At 41.9% G+C, this 21,688-nt stretch carries 18 protein-coding genes; 12 read left to right on the forward strand and 6 right to left on the reverse strand.

The window, feature by feature from the left end; translation table 11 throughout:
- Positions 1-17 precede the first annotated feature (17 nt).
- From znuB to B4K11_RS16990, 3 genes are read right to left on the reverse strand one after another with little or no spacing between them, the layout of a single operon-like run.
- On the reverse strand, positions 18-806 hold the full coding sequence (gene znuB, locus B4K11_RS16980) for a zinc ABC transporter permease subunit ZnuB (RefSeq protein WP_292953928.1): 789 nt from the start codon (positions 804-806) through the stop codon (positions 18-20).
- Positions 799-1,602, reverse strand: coding sequence for a zinc ABC transporter ATP-binding protein ZnuC (gene znuC, locus B4K11_RS16985; protein ID WP_292953925.1), 804 nt, complete (start codon positions 1,600-1,602; stop codon positions 799-801). Before znuC ends, znuB begins: the two co-directional genes overlap by 8 nt.
- Complete coding sequence (locus tag B4K11_RS16990; protein ID WP_292953922.1) at positions 1,599-2,102, reverse strand: Fur family transcriptional regulator; 504 nt, start codon at positions 2,100-2,102, stop codon at positions 1,599-1,601. The genes znuC and B4K11_RS16990 overlap by 4 nt, the downstream gene beginning before the upstream one ends.
- A gap of 66 nt (positions 2,103-2,168) precedes the next feature.
- Here B4K11_RS16990 and B4K11_RS16995 point away from each other — a divergent pair, with 66 nt between their 5' ends.
- Positions 2,169-3,056 (forward strand): zinc ABC transporter substrate-binding protein, encoded by an 888-nt coding sequence (locus B4K11_RS16995; RefSeq protein WP_292953919.1) that lies wholly within the window; start codon positions 2,169-2,171, stop codon positions 3,054-3,056.
- Positions 3,057-3,060: 4 nt separating this feature from the next.
- Here B4K11_RS16995 and B4K11_RS17000 read toward each other — a convergent pair whose 3' ends face one another.
- The 3 genes from B4K11_RS17000 to B4K11_RS17010 form a co-directional block, all read right to left on the reverse strand.
- Positions 3,061-3,489, reverse strand: a complete 429-nt coding sequence (locus B4K11_RS17000; protein ID WP_292953916.1) for a response regulator — start codon at positions 3,487-3,489, stop codon at positions 3,061-3,063.
- Positions 3,490-3,649: 160 nt separating this feature from the next.
- The gene (locus tag B4K11_RS17005) at positions 3,650-4,651 is read right to left on the reverse strand and encodes an ABC transporter substrate-binding protein (RefSeq protein WP_292953913.1); all 1,002 of its coding nucleotides are present in this window, start codon (positions 4,649-4,651) and stop codon (positions 3,650-3,652) included.
- 190 nt (positions 4,652-4,841) lie between these two features.
- A complete protein-coding gene (locus tag B4K11_RS17010) occupies positions 4,842-5,447 on the reverse strand; it encodes a cation transporter (protein WP_292953910.1) in 606 nt (201 codons plus the stop codon).
- Positions 5,448-5,691: 244 nt separating this feature from the next.
- Between B4K11_RS17010 and B4K11_RS17015 the strand changes: the two genes are divergently transcribed.
- The 11 genes from B4K11_RS17015 to B4K11_RS17065 all read left to right on the forward strand — a co-directional run bounded on the left by B4K11_RS17015 (position 5,692) and on the right by B4K11_RS17065 (position 21,688).
- Positions 5,692-6,255 carry a hypothetical protein gene (locus tag B4K11_RS17015; protein ID WP_292953907.1) on the forward strand — a complete coding sequence of 188 codons (564 nt, stop codon included), beginning with the start codon at positions 5,692-5,694 and terminating at the stop codon, positions 6,253-6,255.
- A gap of 251 nt (positions 6,256-6,506) precedes the next feature.
- Entirely contained in the window at positions 6,507-7,013 is a 507-nt protein-coding gene (locus B4K11_RS17020) for a DsrE family protein (RefSeq protein WP_292953904.1), read from the forward strand.
- Between the two features lie 77 nt (positions 7,014-7,090).
- Positions 7,091-7,702, forward strand: coding sequence for a DUF2799 domain-containing protein (locus B4K11_RS17025; RefSeq protein WP_292953901.1), 612 nt, complete (start codon positions 7,091-7,093; stop codon positions 7,700-7,702).
- A gap of 221 nt (positions 7,703-7,923) precedes the next feature.
- Positions 7,924-12,699, forward strand: coding sequence for a response regulator (locus B4K11_RS17030; RefSeq protein WP_292953898.1), 4,776 nt, complete (start codon positions 7,924-7,926; stop codon positions 12,697-12,699).
- On the forward strand, positions 12,696-13,577 hold the full coding sequence (locus B4K11_RS17035) for a diguanylate cyclase (protein WP_292953895.1): 882 nt from the start codon (positions 12,696-12,698) through the stop codon (positions 13,575-13,577). Before B4K11_RS17030 ends, B4K11_RS17035 begins: the two co-directional genes overlap by 4 nt.
- A 117-nt stretch (positions 13,578-13,694) precedes the next feature.
- Complete coding sequence (locus B4K11_RS17040) at positions 13,695-14,072, forward strand: hypothetical protein (RefSeq protein ID WP_292953892.1); 378 nt, start codon at positions 13,695-13,697, stop codon at positions 14,070-14,072.
- 608 nt (positions 14,073-14,680) lie between these two features.
- The gene (locus tag B4K11_RS17045) at positions 14,681-14,974 is read left to right on the forward strand and encodes a hypothetical protein (protein WP_292953889.1); all 294 of its coding nucleotides are present in this window, start codon (positions 14,681-14,683) and stop codon (positions 14,972-14,974) included.
- 79 nt (positions 14,975-15,053) lie between these two features.
- Entirely contained in the window at positions 15,054-16,376 is a 1,323-nt protein-coding gene (locus B4K11_RS17050; protein WP_292953886.1) for a TolC family protein, read from the forward strand.
- Positions 16,373-18,178, forward strand: a complete 1,806-nt coding sequence (locus B4K11_RS17055) for an efflux RND transporter periplasmic adaptor subunit (protein WP_292953883.1) — start codon at positions 16,373-16,375, stop codon at positions 18,176-18,178. Before B4K11_RS17050 ends, B4K11_RS17055 begins: the two co-directional genes overlap by 4 nt.
- Positions 18,179-18,187: 9 nt before the next feature.
- Positions 18,188-21,328, forward strand: a complete 3,141-nt coding sequence (locus B4K11_RS17060) for an efflux RND transporter permease subunit (protein ID WP_292953880.1) — start codon at positions 18,188-18,190, stop codon at positions 21,326-21,328.
- A 12-nt stretch (positions 21,329-21,340) separates the two neighbouring features.
- Positions 21,341-21,688: a copper resistance CopC family protein gene (locus B4K11_RS17065; RefSeq protein WP_292953877.1), complete on the forward strand. Its 348-nt coding sequence runs from the start codon at positions 21,341-21,343 to the stop codon at positions 21,686-21,688.

Here is a 21,688-nt window from a genome sequence, read left to right on the forward strand (position 1 = left end):
CTATTTTCGGGATCGCATTATTGCTGTTGCTTAGCAGGCAGGGCATATAAGGTGATAAAAATCCCAAGTGCTGCAACGACAACAGAAGGCCCTGCTGGCGTATCAAAATGCCATGACAACGTTAGACCGCCCATCACAGATAAGCAGCCAACAATTGCAGCGCCTATTGCCATCTGTTCGGGTGTAGTGGCAAACCTTCGTGCAGATGCCGCTGGAATGATAAGTAGGGATGTAATCAGTAGCAGGCCTACGATTTTCATCGCTATAGCAATCACAATAGCAATCAATAACATCAGAATCAGACGTGTAATCGGTACGTTAACCCCTTCAACATGGGCTAACTCTTCGTTAATGGTGATTGCGAGTAAAGGTTGCCAGAGTAGTTTTAGTAAAACGAGTACACCGACCCCTCCACCATAGATCCAGAAAAGGTCTAATTGGCTGACTGCTAGAAGATCACCGAAGAGGTATGACATCAAATCGACTCTGATCTCTAAGAGCGCTACAGCCACGAGACCTAAAGAGAGCGCACTATGGGCCATAATGCCAAGTAGAGTGTCTGTTGCGACCATTCTTTGGCGCTGCAGTGTGACTAGTACCAGAGCCAAGCCAACACAGCAAAATATAACGGCTAGGTTAAGGTTAATATCGAGTAAAAAACCGATAGCGATACCGAGCAGTGCCGAGTGGGCTAAGGTATCTCCAAAATAAGCCATGCGGCGCCATACAACAAACGAGCCCAAGGGGCCGGCAACCGTAGCTACGCCTAATCCACCGAGTAACGCAAAAAGTAAAAAATCAGGCATGAGGTGACCCTTGGTCATGATTACAGTTATGGGAGTGGTCACATGCAGGGTCAGGAATGACATCCCCATGTTCATCATGACGGTGGTTATGATGATGACTGTACACGGCCAGCTGTTCGCTTCCTTTAATGCCAAATAGTTCGGTGAAGGATGGATCGTTTGTTACATGTTCAGGATGACCCGAACAACACACATGATGGTTAATACAGATAACATGATCGGTAGATGCCATGACCAGATGGAGATCGTGGCTGATCATTAATACCCCGCAGCCCCTCTCATCACGAATCCGCGATATTAAGTTGTATAGCTCTAACTGACCGTTTATATCTACGCCTTGTACGGGCTCATCTAAAACTAACAAATGGGGGTTACGAAGCAGCGCGCGTGCTAACAATATACGCTGCATTTCACCACCGGATAAATTATGGATGGATTGTTTAAACAGAGATTCTGCACCCACATCTGTCAAGGTGGCAATCATGGTTTCTTTGTTCGCTGTTTGGGCTGTTTGTAAAAAACGTTCAACCGTTAGCGGGAAGGTCTGATCAATTTGCAGTTTTTGCGGCATATAACCAATTCGCAGGTTATCTTCCTGCCAGATAGAGCCACTGCTAGGTTTGATTAAGCCCAAAATGACGCGAACCAGAGTCGTTTTACCGGCTCCATTCGGACCTATTAATGTCGTAATGCAGCCTTTGTGTAGCTCCGTCGTAATATCTTGGAGTACGTGGTTACGGCCGAAATGTAGGTTTACCTTATCTAGCTTAATTAATGGTTCATGCTGGTGGTTCATTCTTGAGTGTCTCTTTGTTTCTTTGGTAGGCACTCTGGGCACGTTCCTAATATCTCTATTGATTGCTGTTCTGGGGTAAAACCTAGGCTCTCAGCTTGTTTATTTACTTCGTCACTGATTCGGGTTGTATCAATCTCTACCGTGTTATTGCACTTGCTACAAATTAAAAATGAACCGTCATGAGCTTCATTTGGATGAGGGCAGCCAATAAACGCATTTAAAAGCGCAATTCTGTGGACTAGCCCTTGTTCTTGTAGAAAATCGAGGGCGCGGTAAACCGTAGGCGGGGCCGAGTTAAAGCCTGCTTCGGCTAGCGCCGGTAATAGTTCATACGCCCCTAGCGGTTTATGGCTCTGCCAAATGGTTTTAAGAACCAGTTCTCGAATAGGGGTGAAACGTAGATTCCGTGCACGGCATAGCTCTTTGGCATCATTTAGGGCCTGTTTGATACAGCCCTTATGGTCGTGCTCAGAATGAAAAGCAAGTTGTGATTCAGACATGGGGTTAACCACTAAACTATTTATGTTATATTGTAACTTTAAAGTATGTTGAGATATAGAAGATAGATGAAAAATGTCGCAGGCTTAGTTTTCCTTTTGTTGTTATCTCCTTTCAGTTTTGCTCAAGAGCCATTAAAAGTCGTTACTACTGTAAAGCCGTTGCAGTTGGTTGCCAATGCTATTGTGGCTGATCTGGGTGATGTAGATGTTTTGATTCCGCCTGGCGCATCACCGCATCATTACTCTTTGAAACCTTCAGATATGCGTCTATTAAGAGCATCTGACCTTGTTATCTGGATAGGGCCGGATATGGAGCAGTTTCTATCTAAAACTATTCAGCAGTTAGATACGCCTGTATTGCAATTGCTAGATGGTGAGAGTGAAGAGCAGCACCATCATCACGATCATGAGGAATCTGTAGAGTACACAGATCATGATCATCACGGAGTTGATCCACATGTATGGATGGATCCGCTAGACATGCTCCATATGGCAGAAAAAATAACAGATGAGTTGTCAAAACAGGCTCCTCATCATGCGGTTCAGTTGGAACTTAATTTTGAAGCATTTAAGCAAGACTTATTGGTTACAGATCAACGAATTGAAACGCAGCTGAGTGCTTATCAGGATAAGGGCTTTGTTGTTTTCCATGATGCTTTTTCACGTTTCGTTGAACATTATCATCTAAAGCAATTAGCCTTTTTTACGGTTGACCCCGCCCGCGCTCCTGGGGCAAAAAAGTTAGCCCACATTCAAGGTATGTTAGATGAATTAGAAGCTCGTTGTGTCTTTATTGAGCCGCAATTTAAAGCAGAAGTTATTCAACGAGTTGTGGCTGATAAACCTATTCGTTTAGGTCACTTAGATCCATTGGCGATTGATGTGACTTTAGAGCAGGGATATACGGGTTATTTACAGCAGTTGGCGCAAAATATAGAAATCTGTTTAAAATAAAAGGTTAGACCTTACTTAAGGTAACGGGGTCTTTTAATAGCGAGTTAACGCGAAGGCAGAGTGCTCTAGGTTGGTAAGGTTTCACAATGTAGCTATCAACCCCAGCTGTTATGCTTTGATGTATTAATTCAGTTTCTGAATGAGCGGTTAGCATAATGAATGGGATTTTTTCCAAACGCTCGTCGGAGCGTATTTCCTGAAGAAGATCTAGACCATTCATTTCGGGCATATCCCAATCACAAATCACTAGATTAATATTCATTAAACGTAAGCGTTTTAGTGCTTCTTGCCCGTTTGTGCACTCTACAAATTTTTTGAATCCCATCTCTTTGAGGGCTGTACGTGTAATCATACGCATCGATTGCATATCGTCTACGATCATCACTATGGCTTTATCTGGGCTGCAAGCTACTTTACGTGCGTTTTGACTCATATTTTTGTTTTGTTCTTACGGTTAGTCCTTAATTCAGGGCAGAGGATACGTAAACTAAGTCTAGATTCCTATAGTGAAGTTGCCCGCTTGTTACTTTTGATAAATATTAGAAATGTCTTGATCCCGAGAGAGAAAAGACTGTTAGCTTGTCGTACAGCGCTTACTGCCGTTTCAATGCTTCTGGAGAGATAAAGTGCAGATAGTTTGGCACCTCTTGTTGTTCTACCAAGCCAGCTTCGATCGCCCATTTTGCTTGTTTACCGAGTGAATGAATAAATGCAGTATTCAATGATAGTTTGAATTGATAATCGACCCAGACCCAATCGATAAAATCTTGGCTTAATTTTAAATGCCGGCGAAGAATAAGCTGGGCATCTTCTGGGCGAGCCTGAATGAAATGGTTCGCCTTATTTAGCCCTTCTATAATCGCCATTTCTACTGTGTTACTGACTACATTTCGTGGGGGCTGATTAAAAATAGGGTTATTTGTTAAATGAACTAAATTGAATGAGAGCTTGTATTGCCCTTTTGTAGGCAGGATCGAGGACTCTGAATTGAGCCGCATTGAGTTGTAGGCGAATGGTTCCCATACAGAGATAGCATCAACTTCGCCTCGGTTAAGTGCAGCAGGCATATCTTTGACTGCATAAGTATGAGTGTTAACAGATTGAGGGTCTATGTCTGTAGAGGTTAACCAAGAGTGTAGGAAGTATTCACTAGCACTCCCTTTAACTATGCCGACAGTGCGGCCAACTAAATCCTCAGTTGTAAGTATTTTGCTCTTTGACAGCGTAACGATTTTTATATCGTTGTCTGATTCAACAAAGCTAGTAAGCACTGAAAAATTAGCTTTATTGAAACTGTTAAACATTATGACTGACTTTGAAACTGTGGCTAAATCAACTTCCCCTCGTTGAAGGGCTTCAAAACATTTCTTTCCGCCCGGTATCTCTTTTATCGAAACATCGATTCCTGCAGTTTTGAAAAAGCCTTTAACCTTAGCAATATACAAAGGGGCTGAAAGGGGGGTTGTTGATACGGCAATGGTAACTTTGGGTAGTTGTACAGGGGGATTAGGCTCTTTATAACCAAATCCTGCGATGCTAATGAATAGGGGGATTGAGATACAGACTACCCCGATGACTTTCTGAATTCCTTTCATTTTCACTCTCAGTACCACTCGTTTTCTGAGTGTTTGTTGATGCTATAAAAACTACCGATTATTAGTATTCGCTCAGATATGTGTTTATGCAAGGTAGTGCTTGTGAATTAAAACAAAAAACAGAGATGAATATATTTTTATTGACCTAGGTCGGGCTCATGGCCGAAATAGACGCTAGCACGACCCATGATTACTCATGACTACGTCGTACTTGTTTAAAAATCTGAATCGCGGACCAACTAAAGAGCCCAGCCATAATAGTGGCAACGATGAGGTCGGGCCATGCAGACTGGCTTTGCCATACGCCGGCTGCTGCGATGATCACGGCAATATTGCCGATAGCATCGTTACGGCTGCAAAGCCACACGGAGCGTACATTAGCATCCCCATTACGGAATTTAAGCAAGATCATGACGCTGATGAGATTAGCGCTTAAAGCGAGGGTACCAATTGAACCCATAGTGATCGCTTCAGGTGTTTGCATGAAAATGAAACGGTAGAGGGTCATAGCGAATACAGCTATTCCCATTATCATTAGGCTGGTGGCTTTAATAAGAGCGGCGCGGTTTCTAGTACGAAGTGATTTCCCTATTACTAATAAGGAAAGGGTATAGGTGGCCGTGTCGGCTAAGAAATCTAAAGCGTCCGCTTGAAGCGCTTGAGAGCTCGCGTGAACACTGGCGCTGATTTCGATTAAAAACATAATGGCGTTAATTGAAATAACCCACCATAACGCACGCTTATATTCAGGTGATGCGCCATCAAACTCTTGATCATGTTGGCAGCAGGAACCCATGAACACTCCTTATTATTTAAGGCTTTTAATCGAGCCCAATTTCAAATTAGTGGAATATCATTACATAGTATAGGTATTTGATAATGCTAAAGATACAGACCTTTACAGCATAGTTTATGAGTAGGAAATGATTATAAAATGACAATAAATTGAACTTGCTCAGGGAATTTAGTTCCCAAGTATCATGGCGTATGCGGATAAGCATCGTACACTATTTAAACAGTGTTTTATTCGGAGAGTAAATATGGACTGCTTACTAAGGTTAAGTCGAGCGCTAATCGCCCTGACATTATTAAGTTTTTCTATTAATGGTTTTGCTGGTGCGCTTATGGGGCAGAAGCAAATTTTGTTAGTAGATAAAAAAGGTAATGAAACGCTGGTGGGTACTGTTGCTTTTCATCCTCAAGATGAAGGTAGTCGCTATGAACTTCATATGGACCATGGAAAGTTTCGTGATTATTTCCTATCCATGAAAGAGATGAAGTGCCTAGAAGGCCCTGAATTGTGGTGTCATCTTTCATATCCTTATGAGCAACCCCGCACCGTTACAGGTGATGATCTAAGCTGGCTTTCTCATGACTTACTGTTTATGTTTAAAAAGAAAGAGGAGTTTGGTGCCAACTTTTGGAATGGCATCTATTACCATATGAGCGTTGATGGTGATGTTATTCGTGGTGTTGCACAAGCGGTCGACCTTAATTTATTGGCTTCTCCACCAGACGATTTAGCGGTTCCACCGATGAACGAGTGGGAGCGAGATGAAATTGATCGTGACAAACGTTGGTTACCTGGTCTTGTGATTCGTTAGTTCATTTTGCAACGTTGTTAAACTCATAAAAGGGCCTCTTTGTATTGATGGCCTTTTTTTGGCCTTAGTAGTGGCTGATTCCTATGCCTATTTCTTATGAAGCTTTAAGAGATAAAAACTAAATTTGTATTTTCGGGCGGGGATAAGCCTATAGAAATTGAGTTGAGTTTTTGTGGTGAATACCTGTTAATACAGGATTGAGTTTTTTCTAATTTATTATCTTGGTTTAACAACAATGGAGCGTTGTCATTATGCGTAGCATTCATGCTTGGTTTAAGGGTGTACTTCTGCTGTTTTGTTTGTGTTCGTATGCGGTACAGGCGGATGAAAAATACAATGATGCAGCAGCACTTAATGGTATTAGTGCGGCTAACGCTGTGTTTTTGATTGATTTTAAATCAGCGAAAACAACCGCTTTTTATATGGACCTTATTGTCGGTACATATGATGGGTTAAAGCGACAAGGGGTTGATCCAGAAATGGTTGTGGTTGTAATCGGTCCGACGGTGAAGTTTTTAAGTAAAGAAAGCGATCCGGAATTGACTTTTGATTACGAACAAGAGTTTGATTCTATACAGACCAGTATTAGTGAGCTGAACCAGAGAGGCGTTAGGATCGAGGTTTGTGCAATCGCTACGGATGTCTTTAAGGTGGATAACTCACTTTTACCCTCAGCACTTAGCGTTGTTGCCGATGGCTTTATCTCCTTGATTGGCTGGCAGATGCAAGGTTATAAACTCGTCCCTGTGTTTTCATAACCTATTTTCACCTTATTCCACTTTTATTAAGTTTGAGTCCTTTAGGCTGAGGGTTATTGTTGCCTTGGGGACTTAACATGCCTAAAAAGAAGATCGGCGATTGCTTTCTAACTCTTTTATTATTTGTTCTTTCGGGTTGTGCGAGCTTGAGTGAAGAGGAATGTCTAACAGGAGATTGGGAAGGGATTGGATATCGAGATGGCCTGCAAGGTGAATTGCAGGGCGTTCTTTCTGAGCATCAAAAGTCCTGTTCTGAATACCAGATAAGTCTAAATTTAGATGAATATCTACAAGGGCGTAAGCAGGGTCTTAAGGCGTATTGCTTGCCAAATAATGGCTTCCGCGTTGGCTTAAGAGGTGTCGAATATAGCTATGTTTGCCCTAAAGCCTTAGAAAAGTCATTTCTCATAGAGTATCAGCGTGGTCGTACGATCTATCTTCAAGAGCAAAAGGTGAACGCACTTAAGGCTGAGATAGAGAGTGTGAAACAACAGCTCAAAAAATTGACTAAAAAGATTAAAACGACAGAACGAAATTTGCTGAAAGAGGGTGTTTCTCGTCACGAGCGTAAAGCATTACTGGAGAGCCTACGAGAGCAGGAAAGGGAGGTACCTCTACTTTCTTCAGAGCTAGATCAATTAGAAGCTGGGTTAATTTCCGAAGAATTTATATTGCGGCGACTAAGATAAATTATAGGGTGGTTTGATTGCTAGATCACTCTGTACGTTTTGAGCCTACTTAGGGTTATCTTTCCTAATATTTTTCATCAGATAAGCGTTTTTTCGCTTAAATATGGTCTATTCTGTAAAAAGGTTATTAAATAGTAGCTTATTGATTTTGCACATATTTTGTATGGCTTTTCGTTGCTATGTAGTTAGCCTCCTTCTGAATACAAGTTCATAGGTTATGCATGAGTGTAAAGTCGACTCAAACATCATTCCAATCAGAGAAAGCTAAAACGCTTACTTCCCTGCGTACGAACTTGGTTTTATGGATGGGATTACTCGCATTAATTCCAGTGATGATCGTTTCTTGGCTGAGTTATCAGCAGGCAAGGGATAGTTTGATTGTTGCAAGTTATGATGAATTGTATCAATCCTCTATTGTGACTGTTCGTTCTATGCATAATTGGTTCGATTATCGAATTGCTGATTTGAAAATTCACTCAGCTTCACAAAGTACTAAAGACTTTATCATATCTCTCAAAGATGGTTATAAACAGAGCCAGGATACGGTTAAAAGCTTTGTGGCAAGCCCAGCTTGGCAAGCTATTGTTGCCGACAAAGAACAGGATCTAATCTCTTTAACTCAGCATTATGATTATATATATGATGTTTTACTGATTGATCTCGATGGAAATGTTTTGTATAGCACAGCTGCCGAAACTGATTTAGGAACTAATTTACTGAATGGGGGTTACGGATCAAGTAAATTCTCCAAGTCGGTTGATCGTACCTTGACGACGGGGGAAATATCTTTTTCAGGAATGGAAAGGTACGGCCCCTCAAATGATAATTTGGCTGGTTTTTTGACGTCAGAAATTACGGGTCGTGAGGGTGAAAGGCAGGGTGTTTTTGCAGTTCAGCTACGTTATGACCGCATTTTTGATCTTCTGAGAGCCGGGGGGGAAGGAGGCGATTCGCTCGTTCATTATTTAGTGAATGACGAGGGGCTACTCATTAGTCCTTTGAGTGATAAACCGTCTGAGCTTTTAAGTACGCGTATGAATCTGAAATCCTATGAAAATGCCGAAGTTGTTTTTCATAAAGATGAAGATACATATACCGGGTTAAGTTATACCGGACCTACGGGGGCTGAGGTTATTGGGCTACATGCAGTCATTGACTTTGGAGGTGTTAGATGGCGATTAATATCAGAAATTGATCAAGCGGATGCACTCAGCTCAGCGAACTGGCTAGGAAAAATAGTCCTTTTTCTTCTTTTGATAACTGTATTTATTATTTTAATTCTGACTTATGACGTTGCTGGCCGTATCACTAAGCCAATCATACTTCTAGCGCGAGCAAGCCGAGAAGCTGCCGCAGGGAATTTGGAGAGTCACGTTGAAATTAACGCTTCTAATAGAGAAATATTTCAACTTACAGATGCCTTTAATCATATGTTAGATATGCAAGGTATTCATGAGACTGCGTTACAGCGAAGTGTGAAACAGGCTAAAGGGGCGCTGGCTCAAGTTGCTGAACAGCAGTTTGCATTGGATCAGCACTCTATTGTCGCGGTGACTGATTTAGCCGGTACGATCACTTATGCAAATGAGAAATTCTCTGAAATTAGTGGTTATGATCTAGAGGTACTTATTGGTCAGAATCACCGGATCTTAAATTCGGGTTATCACTCCAAAGAATTCTTTTCAGAACTGTATAGCAGTATCTGCGCGGGTCATGTTTGGCATGGTGAGATTCGAAATTGTGCAAAAGATGGACATATCTATTGGGTGGATACGACCATTGTTCCTTTTAAAGGCGATGACGGTAAGCCTGTAAGTTATATCGCTATAAGAAGTGATATTACCCAGCGTAAGCAGATGGAGCTGGACATTACTGAGGCGGTGACCATACAAGCCTCCATTTTAGAATCCACTGATAATGGGATTTTAGTTTCTGATCCAGATGGCCGAGTGATTCGGTATAACAAACGTTTCGCTGAACTTTGGGGCTTTCCTGATGAATATGGTCGAGACTCACGTGTTTTGGGTGGAGTATTAAGGCAGTTAGAAAATGCAGATGAAGCGGCGGAAAATGTCAAAAGCTTGATCGGCAGTGAAGACACTGAAAATACCACTTTGCTTTATCTGTTCGATGGGCGGACCTATGAACAAGCATCCATTCCTATGTATGTTGAAGGTAAACCTGCGGGAAGAGTGTGGTCGTTCCGAGATATTAGTAAACGTGTTAATGCCGAAAAAGATCTCATCAAAGCACTCGATTTAGCAGAGGATATTCAAAAGAGCCTCACCTCGGAAAAACGAAAAACTGATCTGGCTGTAGAATCTTCCGGGCTTGGTATTTGGGAGTGGGATCTTAAAACCAATAGGCTCGATTGGGATGAGCAGATGTGCCTCATCTATGCAGCCTCAGATGATGTCGTTCAGAATCACTTCTACTATGACTATTGGGAATCATGTGTGCATGTTGAGGATCTAGAAGCCGCATCGTCCTCGTTAAGCGATGCGATAGAGCATAAACATGATTGGCATAGCGAATTTAGGCTCTGTTTGCCCGATGGCCAGATTAAATATGTAAAAGCTACAGCTGCTTATATGGCTGGTGATAAAGAAAGAAATCCAAAAATGATTGGCACTAACTTAGATGTGACGACCGAGCGTCAGATGGAGAAACGTCTGATCGCCCTCAAAAATGAGGCAGAGCTAGCCAATGTTACGAAAAGTGAATTCTTAGCCAATATGAGTCATGAGATTCGTACGCCTATGAACGGTGTTTTGGGCATGTTGGGATTACTGCTAAATACCACGTTAACTGATGAGCAGCGTCATCGAGCCATCGTTGCTCAAACCAGTGCGAATGCTTTATTAACATTAATAAACGATATTCTCGATTTTTCAAAAATTGACGCCGGTAAGCTTGAGCTAGAATCAATTGATTTCAATATTCGTGCGATGTTTGATGAGTTTTCTGAGGCGATGGCACTTCAAGCTCAAGATAAAGGACTTGAGCTGATTTTTGATTTGACCCAGATTGAGCATTCAACAGTCAAAGGTGATCCCGGTAGGTTGCGCCAGATATTGGCGAACTTAGTAGGCAATGCGATTAAGTTTACATCTGCAGGAGAGGTCCTTGTCAGGGCTGTATTACATCCTCATGGGGATGATAAGTGGCGTATTGACTGTAGTGTTAATGATACAGGTATTGGTATCTCAGAGCATAAGCAGTCAGAACTGTTTGATTCCTTTAGCCAAGTGGATGCATCGACCACACGTGAATATGGGGGAACAGGACTAGGCTTGGCGATCAGTAAGCAGTTATGTGAGCTGATGGGGGGAGAGATCAGTGTTATAAGTGAAGAGGGTAAGGGGAGCAGTTTTAATTTTAGCGCCATACTTTCTGCGAGTGATTCATCTGAACTCGTTGTTCCTGTGAGTGATGTAGCTCAGCTGTCTATATTAATCGTTGATGACAACGTGACGAATCGTGAAGTTTTGTCTGGGCAGCTTAAACATTGGGGAGCTGAGGTTTGCGAAGCAAAAGATGGTTACGATGCGTTATCGCGCTGCGAGGAATATACCTCTAAAAACCAAGGAAGCTGTTTTGATGTTATTTTTATCGATATGCAGATGCCTGGTATGGATGGCGCTGAGCTGGGTGACTTATTACAAAAGGATGATCGGTTTTCAGAAAGTAAGCTTATACTGATGACGTCTATGGCGCATCGAGGTGATGCTAAACGCTTTGCTGATATGGGCTTTAGTGGTTATTTTCCTAAACCGGCAACCACATTCGATATTTTTGAGGCATTGCATGTCGTTGTTCATGGTGGGGAGGCGCTTAGAAAAGCGGATCCATTATTAACCAGCCATTATTTGAGAACTGTCACCTTAGAAGATGAGAATGATGTTGAATTGGATCATACTGCAAGACTGCTAGTTGTCGAAGATAATCAAGTAAATCAATTGGTTGTTTTGGGGATATTAAAAGAGTTTGGTTTTAATGCTGATGTGGCCGGTAATGGAATTGAGGCCATTTCAAGTTTAAAAGCTGCGATCAAAGATCTCTGTCCATATGATCTGATTTTGATGGATTGCCAAATGCCTGAAATGGATGGGTATGAAGCGACTCAGCAGATAAGGAAAGAGGTCGCTGGAATTGAGAATATAGATATTCCTATTGTTGCCATGACGGCTAATGCAATGGCCGGGGACCGCGAAAAATGCCTTGCTGCGGGGATGGATGATTATATCGCCAAGCCGGTCTCTCCTTCGCTTCTACTGGAAAAATTGAAGAAATACTTGGACGGTGGGCAAGTTGTAACGTCTTGTCAAAATGAAATTCAGGATGAAATTCATTTAAGTGAGGCCGTGCAAATGAACAGTACTGATGGGCCACAAGTGTGGGATAGGGAATCCGCTCTTTCTAGAATGATGGGCCAAGAGGAGATGTTGGCATCGTTGCTGGATATTTTTATTGTGGATGCAGCTCCCATTATGCAGCAGCTACGAGAATATATTGAAGCTGGAGATATGGATAATGCGGGTAAAACAGCACATGCAATGAAAGGGATGGCCGCTAATTTATCCGCATTGCAGCTCCAAGAGTTGTCAGCGAAGTTAGAAAAAAGTGCTAAATCTGGTGAACAAGAGGAAGTGCGCCATAATTTACCGCTACTATTAAATGCTTATGATGAAATCGATAGATGCTTTAACGCTTATCTAAATACGGATGAAGAAAACCCACACAGCAACATATCTAACAGTGAGCTTGAGGCCGCCTTACAGAAAATCAAGGACCAAGTCGCATCAGCCGGATATCTAGATGTATCAGAGTTTGAGAGCCTATGGTGCTGTAAAGCAAGCGCAGAAGCGGCGATTGAATTAAAGTCGTTGCATGAGGCGATCAGTCAGTTTGATTTTAATCTAGCTTTAAATGTCATATCAAAAATTGAGTTGCTCATGAACGATGGGGCTTTTTGGGCTGAAGGCAAAGGATTATGAGTGATAAGCCTGTTGTTTTGATCGTAGATGACATTCCTTCTAATATTAAAGTGTTAGCTAATTGCCTGAAAGATCACTATCAGATCAAGGTTGCAACCGGTGGCGTTGACTGTTTAGCATTGTCAGTTTCTGACCCAGCTCCCGATTTAATCCTTCTTGATATTGAGATGCCCGATTTAGGGGGGCACGAGGTGTGTAAACAGCTGAAATCTCAACTACATACTCGAGATATTCCTGTCATCTTTGTGACGGCTAGAGATGATGAGGGAAATGAGCAACTAGGATTACAACTCGGTGCTGTGGATTATATAACTAAGCCTGTAAGGCCTTTAACTGTTTTGGCGCGTGTAAACACACACATAACATTGAAGATGCAAAGGGATATGCTGCAAGAGATGGCTCTTAGGGACCAGCTTACAGGGCTATACAATCGCTATTATCTGCTTGAAGCAGCTGAACAGCGAATGGCTAATGCAACAAGGCATGGAACGCCTATCAGTATCTTAATGTTGGATATCGACTATTTTAAGAATATAAATGATCAACACGGCCATTTAGTCGGCGATAGTGTGCTTGCGCGTATGGCAGCTGAATTATTAAGTGCATGTCGAAAGGAAGATATCGCTGCGAGATACGGCGGAGAGGAGTTTGCTTTTCTGCTTGGTTACTGTGCTATTGATGTTGCTGAAGCAAAGGCCGAAGTCATTCGCCAGCAGGTGGAAAGCATATCTTTTTCTCATGGTATTAAAGTAACCGTGAGTATTGGAGTGACCCATCTTAGAGCGGAGGATACAACGATTGAACAGTTGTTTGATCGAGCAGATAAGGCTCTGTATCAAGCTAAAGAGCTTGGTCGCAATCAGGTGTGTGTAAATTAAGGGATGTCCGCTTTGTGCCAAAAGCGGACTTGGGCATGTAATCTTCTCATTCAGTTGCAGGTAAGCTCTAATACATTATTTTATATTCAGCCGAATATGTGTAAAGGAATAATTAAAATGAAAAAGGTCATTAGAGGACTAGTGATTAGTCTATTGGCAGTAACTCTCCCGTTAACGGTTGCCCATGCAGATTCCAAAGATAAAGACCAGAGAGAAGCTGCCAAAGAGCAAATGAAAAACGAACGCGAACGCATGAAGCACGATAAAAAAATGGCCAAAGAACAGCGAAAGCGTGATGAGGAATATCAGCGTGAGAGCCGTAAAGAACGGGAAGAGATGGAACGTGAAGACCGTAAAGACAAAGAAGAGTACGAACGTGAGATGCGAAAGGATCGGGAAGAACATCAGCGTGAGATGATGAAAGATAGGGAAGAACACGAAAGAGAAATGCGGAAAGAAAAGGCAGAGCATAAAAGAGAATCACGTAAAGATTAAGATTCAATTATTACGCTGTGTAACAATTGAAGGGGAACCAATATCTACGCTGCTTCCTCTTTATTTTGTCTGTTATTTTATCACCATACTAAATATTCTGGTCACTCTTACGAATACCGGATCGCATATTTTATATAGATGTATGCAATGTGTTAGTAGACTTATGATACCTTCCACTCAACAAATTAAAGATAGTTTTATTAATATTCTGGCACAGTGAGGGGATGAATAGAAAGGCTCCGTGGAGCTCTTGTAATTCGTTATTTATTTTGATGGTTGACCTTCTAGTAACTGGAGGGTTTATGCTTTAACTGGGCTTATGAGAGTTGTTTTGCCTCACAATGTATAGAGGTCAATTCAATCTTGGTCAACACTCAATTGACGAATTCAATTATAAAAAATATTGGTATTTTATTATAAAAACCAAGATTAACTGAACCTCAATTGCTTTGCTTTGAAATATTAAAATTGAACTACTTTGGGTAATGAAAAATTCTATGCGAACTGCTCATTTTCATATATATCAGAATGCCCGTCGTGCCAGCTATAGGAGAGCTGGTATTGCTATTCTGATTTTATTTGCCATAAGTTGGTTGAGTAGTATCAATATGGTCCAGTTATCTATAACCGCTGTTGGTCAAGGTGAAAACTTAAGACCTGTGGTTATGTCTGCCTCTATGATGTCTGAACATTGTAATCATGAAGGGAGTTCTGATTCGTGTGATAGTGTTGCTGCAGATATGGATTGTTCTGCAGCGCATTGTAGTATCATTGGAGTTTTAATGTCTTCAATAGAGCCACAAATTAATCGTTTGGGGTATGAAGGCTTCAAATACTTCAATCGTTATTATTATCTTGCGAGTTCTCCCCCTTATACCCCACCTATAACTCTGCCCGTTTAGCTTCAAGTGTGTGGGGGCATCGTTGCCCCGAGATATTGAATTACCCCTATTTGGGTAACTAAACGAGAGTTACTAGAGAATGAAAACCTCTGTTTGTATAGCGTTAGTTATGCTGCCTTTTTCCATGTCTGTAGTTGCAGTAACTAAAGAAAAGACAGATACACATCCTGTTACTTTGCCGCAAGCCATAGAGAGTGCCCTAGCTTTAGATCCTTGGTTGTTAGCAAATAGCTACCGACAAGAATCAGCTTTGGCCCGTAGTGTAGGAATAAAAAGTCTTCCAGATCCTAAGTTTAATGTTGGTATTAAGAATCTTCCCACAGATACCTTGGATTATGATCAGGAAGCAATGACCCAATTCAGTATTGGCGTAAGTCAAATGCTACCTAGAGGAGAAACACTGTCTCTTAAAGGTAAAAAATTAGAACAAAAAGCCGATCAACATCCACTCTTAAGGGAAGAACGCAGGGCGGCAGTGATAAGAGATATTTCTATTCTTTGGCTGAGGGCTATCAAAGCTCAGAAGAGTATCGAACTTATTAACGAGAACTACCAAATATTTTTGCAATTGAATGATGTTGCTACCAGCAGTTATAGCTCTGCATTTGGACGCACCCGTCAGCAGGATTTAGTAAGAGCTGAATTAGAATTAGTGAACCTTGAAGATCGCCTGACCCAGCTTAAACAGCAACGAGATGTTGCTCTTCAGCAGTTAGAGCCTTGGCTTATTCCTGCTGGTGAAACAGGAACAGCAAGGTTAACAATTAAGGGTCAAATTCCGGAGCTTAAACTTAGGGACATTATGGCACCTTTAGATCCAAAGTTAATATCACATTTAAGTAAGCACCCTCGTTTAGCTCTATTCGATATAAGCATTGGAATGGCGAGTACGGATCTTCTATTGGCTGAGCAGAAATACAAACCTGAATGGATTATCAATGCGAGCTATGGAATTCGTGGAAAAACAGCAGTAGGTGATGAGCGCTCTGACCTGTTCTCAATGGGAGTGACGATAGATATTCCTGTTTTCTCTACATCTAGACAAGATTCTGAAGTTAAGGCTGCGATAACTGATCGCGAAGCATTAAAAACGGAACGACTATTGTTGTTACGAGAACTTTATTCCCGTTATGGAGCATTACATTCTGATCTTGAAAAATTAGACAAACGCCAACGGCTGTATGAACAACAGTTATTACCCGGATTTTCAGAATCTGCTGAAGCCGCAATCAATGCTTATACCGTAGATGATGGTTCGTTTGCTGAAGTAGTGCGTGCTCGTATTAGCGAATTAGATGCCAAATTAACTTCGCTGGGCATTCATGTTGAAAGGCTGAAAACAATTACAGTCATGAATTATCTATTAACCCAAGTGGGCGATGTTGAGGTAACAGAACAATGAAAGTCGTAAATAGCGTAGTTATGTTAGCCATGGGTGCGGCTCTGGGGGTTGGAGTTATGTATGGAGTGAATCAGGCCTCCATGACTGAGTTTAACAGCGAGTCAGGGAACGCTACCGGTGAGGCTAAACCGCTATATTGGGTTGCTCCTATGGATCCAAATTATCGGCGTAATGAACCAGGGAAGTCGCCTATGGGAATGGAATTGGTACCGGTATATGCCGAGGGAAATGATGCTAAGGGTGGCGGACCTGGTGCTATCTCTATTTCACCAGAGGTAGTAAATAATCTAGGCGTGAGAACCGCTAAAGTGAAGAGAGAGCAGCTTTCTCCTGATGTGAGAACCGTAGGGTATTTACAGTATAACAAAGAAAGTATTACCCATATTCATCCGCGTGTAGAAGGTTGGATAGAGAAAAGTTTTATTAATACCACAGGTGATCCTGTTGAAAAGGGTCAAGCTCTTTATGATTTGTACTCTCCGGAGCTGGTTAATGCTCAGGAAGAACTGTTGTTCGGGTTGAAAAGAAAAGACGTCAGGCTCGCACAAGCCGCTGAGTACCGTCTTAAATCGCTACAAGTATCGGATAATTTTATTAAGAAATTAAAAAAGAGCCGTCAGGTCTCTCAGACCGTCAGGTTTTTCGCACCTGTTTCAGGTGTGGCTGATAGCGTAAGTATTCAGGACGGATATTTCGTTAAGCCAGGAATGACATTGTTGAGCATTAGCAATTTAGATCAGATTTGGGTTGAAGCCGAAGTATTTGAACGGCAGGCCAGTCTCATCAAGGAAGGCTTGCCAGTTGAGGTGAAAATGGATTTTCTTCCCGGAAGGCCTCTATTAGGAACAGTGGATTATGTTTATCCCACTTTAGACTCTAAAACTCGAACACTCAGAGTAAGGGTAAGGCTTGCAAATCTTGATCATAAGCTTAAGCCAAATATGTTTGCTGAACTGAAAATAGTTGCTGTGGATGATCAGCAGCGCTTGTTGATTCCAAATGAAGCACTCATACGTGGATCGGAGCAGGATCGGGTCGTCTTAGCGTTAGGTGAAGGTCGTTATAAATCGATAGAGGTAAAAAAAGGACTACGTGATTCAAAGTATACAGAGATACTCGAAGGTCTTTATGAAGGGGAAGAAGTTGTTACTTCTGCACAATTTTTAATTGATTCTGAGTCTAGTAAAGCCTCTGATTTTAAACGTATGCACCAAGTTGGGGAAACGGAAAATAAGCCAAATCAGGTTTGGGTCGAGGTTGTATTTAACAGTGTAGATGCTGATGAAATGCAAGTGAATGTTGATCATGCTGCTATTGAAGATTGGCAGTGGCCACAAATGACGATGGACTTTCAGCTTAGCCCCTATCTTGAAATGGATGGCATTAAGGCTGGTGTTTTAGCTCATGCTCAAATAACCCATGATAAGCAAAATCAATACATTATCACCGAGATCCATATTTCTGATCAGGAAAATGAGGAGGACGATTCAAACACACCTAAAACGGCTACCAACCGTCAGAAAAATTCAAGTATGGAAAACTCAAAGTCAGAATCTAAACCAACTTCGAGCGTTTGGGTTAAAGCGACTGTGAATAGTGTGGATGCAGAAGCGGTGAAGCTCAATGCGAAACATGATGCCATTCCTGAATGGCAGTGGCCTCAAATGGTGATGGATTTTCAGATTAGTGAATGGGTTGTTCTTGATGAACTGCCTACAGGGAGTCCTCTTCACCTTGAAGTAAGCCGTAATGAACAAGGCGGCTATGAAATCACTGATTTTTACTTACCGGAAAGTGAATAAGGAACTGTCATGATTAAAGCTATTATTCGCTGGTCGATTTGTAATCGTTTTATGGTGTTGTTGGCCGCGGTTATTCTGATTGGTTTGGGTTTGTATTCCCTGAAAAAAACACCGGTAGATGCTATTCCTGATCTGTCAGATGTACAGGTTATTATAAAAACTAGCTACCCTGGTCAAGCTCCGCAAGTGGTTGAAGACCAAGTAACCTACCCTTTAACCACTGCAATGCTATCTGTTCCTGGTGCTGAAACAGTTCGGGGATACTCGTTCTTTGGTGACTCCTATGTATACGTTATCTTTAATGAGGAAACGGATATGTATTGGGCCAGAAGCCGAGTTTTGGAATATCTGAGCCAAGTAGCACCATCACTGCCAGCGAATGCGCGTCCTCAATTAGGGCCGGATGCAACGGGTGTCGGATGGGTATACCTCTATGCATTGATAGACCGGACAGGCCAGAATGACCTTGGGCAATTACGTTCATTGCAGGACTGGTTTTTGAAATATGAGCTACAGACTGTACCAGGTGTTTCTGAAGTAGCTCCTATTGGAGGTATGGTTAAGCAGTATCAAGTCAGAGTTAATCCTGAAAAGCTTCGCGCCTTGAACATGCCTCTTAGCCATGTTCAGAATGCAATTCGTAGGGGGAATCAGGAAGTTGGTGCTTCTGTTGTTGAAATGGCAGAAGCGGAGTACATGGTACGTGCGTCTGGTTATATTCAGGGTATTGAGGATCTTGAGACAATTCCTCTGGGGGTAAATAAAAACGGTACCCCTCTATTACTTAAGGATGTCGCAAATATCGGTACCGGTCCTCAGATGCGCCGAGGTATCGCTGAGCTTAATGGTGAAGGTGAAGTTGTCGGCGGTGTAGTGGTAATGCGTTTTGGAGAAAATGCGCAAAAAACTATTAACGGTGTTAAAGATAAATTAGAAAGCTTGAAAAGCAGTTTGCCGGAAGGAGTCGAGGTAGTAACCGTATATGACCGTTCAGGCCTTATTGATCGGGCGGTAGAAAACCTTTGGTATAAATTAATGGAGGAATTCTTAGTAGTCGCGTTGGTCTGTGTTGCTTTTCTTTTTCATGTTCGATCATCACTTGTTGCCATTATCAGCTTACCTGTTGGGATTCTTACGGCTTTTATTATCATGCATTTGCAAGGTATTAACGCCAATATTATGTCATTAGGTGGTATCGCTATTGCTATTGGGGCGATGATTGATGGTGCCATTGTCATGATAGAAAACATGCATAAACATATGGAACGAACGGAATTGACACCTGAAAATCGTTGGCAAGTGGTGGCTGACTCGGCCTCTGAAGTGGGACCAGCACTTTTTTTCAGTATGTTGATTATTACGGTGAGTTTTGTCCCCGTTTTTACCCTTGAAGCTCAAGAAGGCCGAATGTTTTCGCCATTAGCTTTTACGAAAACCTATGCAATGGCGGCATCTGCAGCTCTGGCAATTACTTTGGTTCCGGTATTAATGGGATATTTCATCCGAGGAAAAGTGTTATCTGAGGATAAAAACCCTCTTAATCGAGTATTGACTGCCAGTTATATGCCCGCACTGAAAGTGGTTTTATCTTTCCCTAAGGCTACGTTAATGGGAGCTGTGTTAGTACTGGCTGTAGGCTTATGGCCGCTTGATAAGCTAGGCAGTGAATTTATACCTGACCTTGATGAAGGCGATCTTATGTATATGCCTACTACTTATCCGGGTATATCCATTGGTAAAGCGCGCCAGTTGCTTCAGCAAACAGATAAGTTGATAGCTACCTTACCTGAGGTAGAGAGTGTATTTGGCAAGGTAGGGAGAGCTGATTCTGCTACTGATCCAGCACCGTTGACGATGATAGAAACCTTTATTCAGCTAAAACCCAAAAGCGAATGGCGAGAAGGGATGACGACAGAAAAGCTTAAAAAGGAGCTTGATCAACTTGTCAAAATTCCAGGGGTTACAAATGCCTGGGTGATGCCGATCAAAACCCGTATTGACATGCTAGCTACGGGAATTAAAACTCCTGTAGGTATCAAAATAGCGGGACCAGATCTTAATGTAATTCAGGATATTGGAGAGCAACTAGAAAGAATTCTTAAGGATGTTCCCGATACTGCTTCAGTCTACTCTGAACGTGTTGCAGGTGGACGATATATCAAAGTCGATATTCAGCGTGAGAAGGCAGCACGTTATGCCCTTAATATCGCAGATATTCAGCAGGTTATTTCTTCCGCTGTTGGCGGTATGAATGTGTCGAACACAATAGAAGGTTTAGAGCGATATCCTATTAATGTACGTTACCCGCAGGATTATCGAGATTCACCGGAGCAGTTGGCATTACTTCCTATAGTCACAGCAACTGGGCAACGTATTGCTTTAGGTGATGTAGCTAATATATATCTGGAAGATGGTCCGCCAGGACTGAAGAGTGAGAATGCCCGTTTAAATGGCTGGACCTTTGTTGATATTGCTGATGTAGATATAGGTAGTTATGTAAAAAATGCTCAGCAAGTGGTCTCTGAGAAGATAAATTTACCTGCCGGTTATTCTCTTAATTGGTCGGGGCAATATGAATATATGTTGAGGGCTAAAGAGAAGCTGACTTATGTGGTACCTCTGACTATTGTCATAATTATTGTGTTGTTATTTATAAATTTCCGAAATTTTGCAGAAGTTGCCATCATCATGGGGACTTTGCCCTTCGCTATGGTTGGAAGTATATGGCTGATGTATTGGCAAGGGTTTAATTTTTCAGTAGCGGTTGGTGTTGGCTTTATAGCATTGGCAGGGGTTGCTGTTGAAATTGGGGTCATTATGTTGGTTTATCTCAATCAATCTTGGCAGGAAACCATCGAACGCTGTAAGAGTAAGGGACTAGATCTTCGTGAAGAAACATTGCGTCATGCGGTTCTACATGGTGCTGGTTTACGTGTGCGTCCTGTGATGATGACTGCTGCTGCAATAATTCTCGGATTACTTCCAGTTCTATACGGTACGGGTACTGGTTCTGAAGTAATGAGCAGGATTGCGGCGCCTATGGTTGGAGGAATGGTCAGTGCAGTAATTCTGACTCTTCTTGTGTTACCTGCTATCTATTTTTTATGGAAACGGCAATCGCTTCCTAAAACTAAATCATCTGAAATATAAAGGTAAATTAATATGAAAAAATTCAAAACGTTGCTAGCCATTGCTGCACTCACAGTATCTTCGTCGTTGTTTGCTCACGGTATGATGAACGGTAGCCATCCACAAGATGGAGCCATGATGATGGAGCCTACCGATAGAGTTGAAGTTAATTTTGCCAAACCAATGAAATTGGTCAGTCTCAAAGTTGTTGATTCAAGTGGTAAACCAGTATCAATTGATTTTAAACGCTCTAAAGAAGCAGGGACTTCATTTAAAGCGATGGTACCGAGTTTGAAATCAGATACTTATAAAGTGCATTGGAAGGCAATGGGTGGTGACGGACATATGATGAAAGGATCGTTCGTTTTCATGCAGCACTAA

It is taken from the genome of Neptuniibacter sp. UBA6509 (genome assembly GCA_002435145.1).
Lineage (GTDB): Bacteria > Pseudomonadota > Gammaproteobacteria > Pseudomonadales > Balneatricaceae > Neptuniibacter.

Bases quoted from the DNA above. Each gene is read 5' to 3' on its own strand.
- B4K11_RS17065 (WP_292953877.1), top strand. From the start codon at position 21,341: ATGAAAAAATTCAAAACGTTGCTAGCCATTGCTGCACTCACAGTATCT.
- B4K11_RS17060 (WP_292953880.1), top strand. From the start codon at position 18,188: ATGATTAAAGCTATTATTCGCTGGTCGATTTGTAATCGTTTTATGGTG.
- B4K11_RS17020 (WP_292953904.1), top strand. From the start codon at position 6,507: ATGCGTAGCATTCATGCTTGGTTTAAGGGTGTACTTCTGCTGTTTTGT.
- B4K11_RS17040 (WP_292953892.1), top strand. From the start codon at position 13,695: ATGAAAAAGGTCATTAGAGGACTAGTGATTAGTCTATTGGCAGTAACT.
- B4K11_RS17025 (WP_292953901.1), top strand. From the start codon at position 7,091: ATGCCTAAAAAGAAGATCGGCGATTGCTTTCTAACTCTTTTATTATTT.
- B4K11_RS17010 (WP_292953910.1), bottom strand. From the start codon at position 5,447: ATGGGTTCCTGCTGCCAACATGATCAAGAGTTTGATGGCGCATCACCT.
- B4K11_RS17055 (WP_292953883.1), top strand. From the start codon at position 16,373: ATGAAAGTCGTAAATAGCGTAGTTATGTTAGCCATGGGTGCGGCTCTG.
- B4K11_RS16990 (WP_292953922.1), bottom strand. From the start codon at position 2,102: ATGTCTGAATCACAACTTGCTTTTCATTCTGAGCACGACCATAAGGGC.
- B4K11_RS17030 (WP_292953898.1), top strand. From the start codon at position 7,924: ATGAGTGTAAAGTCGACTCAAACATCATTCCAATCAGAGAAAGCTAAA.
- B4K11_RS17015 (WP_292953907.1), top strand. From the start codon at position 5,692: ATGGACTGCTTACTAAGGTTAAGTCGAGCGCTAATCGCCCTGACATTA.
- B4K11_RS17045 (WP_292953889.1), top strand. From the start codon at position 14,681: ATGGTCCAGTTATCTATAACCGCTGTTGGTCAAGGTGAAAACTTAAGA.
- znuC (WP_292953925.1), bottom strand. From the start codon at position 1,602: ATGAACCACCAGCATGAACCATTAATTAAGCTAGATAAGGTAAACCTA.
- B4K11_RS17035 (WP_292953895.1), top strand. From the start codon at position 12,696: ATGAGTGATAAGCCTGTTGTTTTGATCGTAGATGACATTCCTTCTAAT.
- B4K11_RS17005 (WP_292953913.1), bottom strand. From the start codon at position 4,651: ATGAAAGGAATTCAGAAAGTCATCGGGGTAGTCTGTATCTCAATCCCC.
- B4K11_RS17050 (WP_292953886.1), top strand. From the start codon at position 15,054: ATGAAAACCTCTGTTTGTATAGCGTTAGTTATGCTGCCTTTTTCCATG.
- B4K11_RS17000 (WP_292953916.1), bottom strand. From the start codon at position 3,489: ATGAGTCAAAACGCACGTAAAGTAGCTTGCAGCCCAGATAAAGCCATA.
- B4K11_RS16995 (WP_292953919.1), top strand. From the start codon at position 2,169: ATGAAAAATGTCGCAGGCTTAGTTTTCCTTTTGTTGTTATCTCCTTTC.
- znuB (WP_292953928.1), bottom strand. From the start codon at position 806: ATGCCTGATTTTTTACTTTTTGCGTTACTCGGTGGATTAGGCGTAGCT.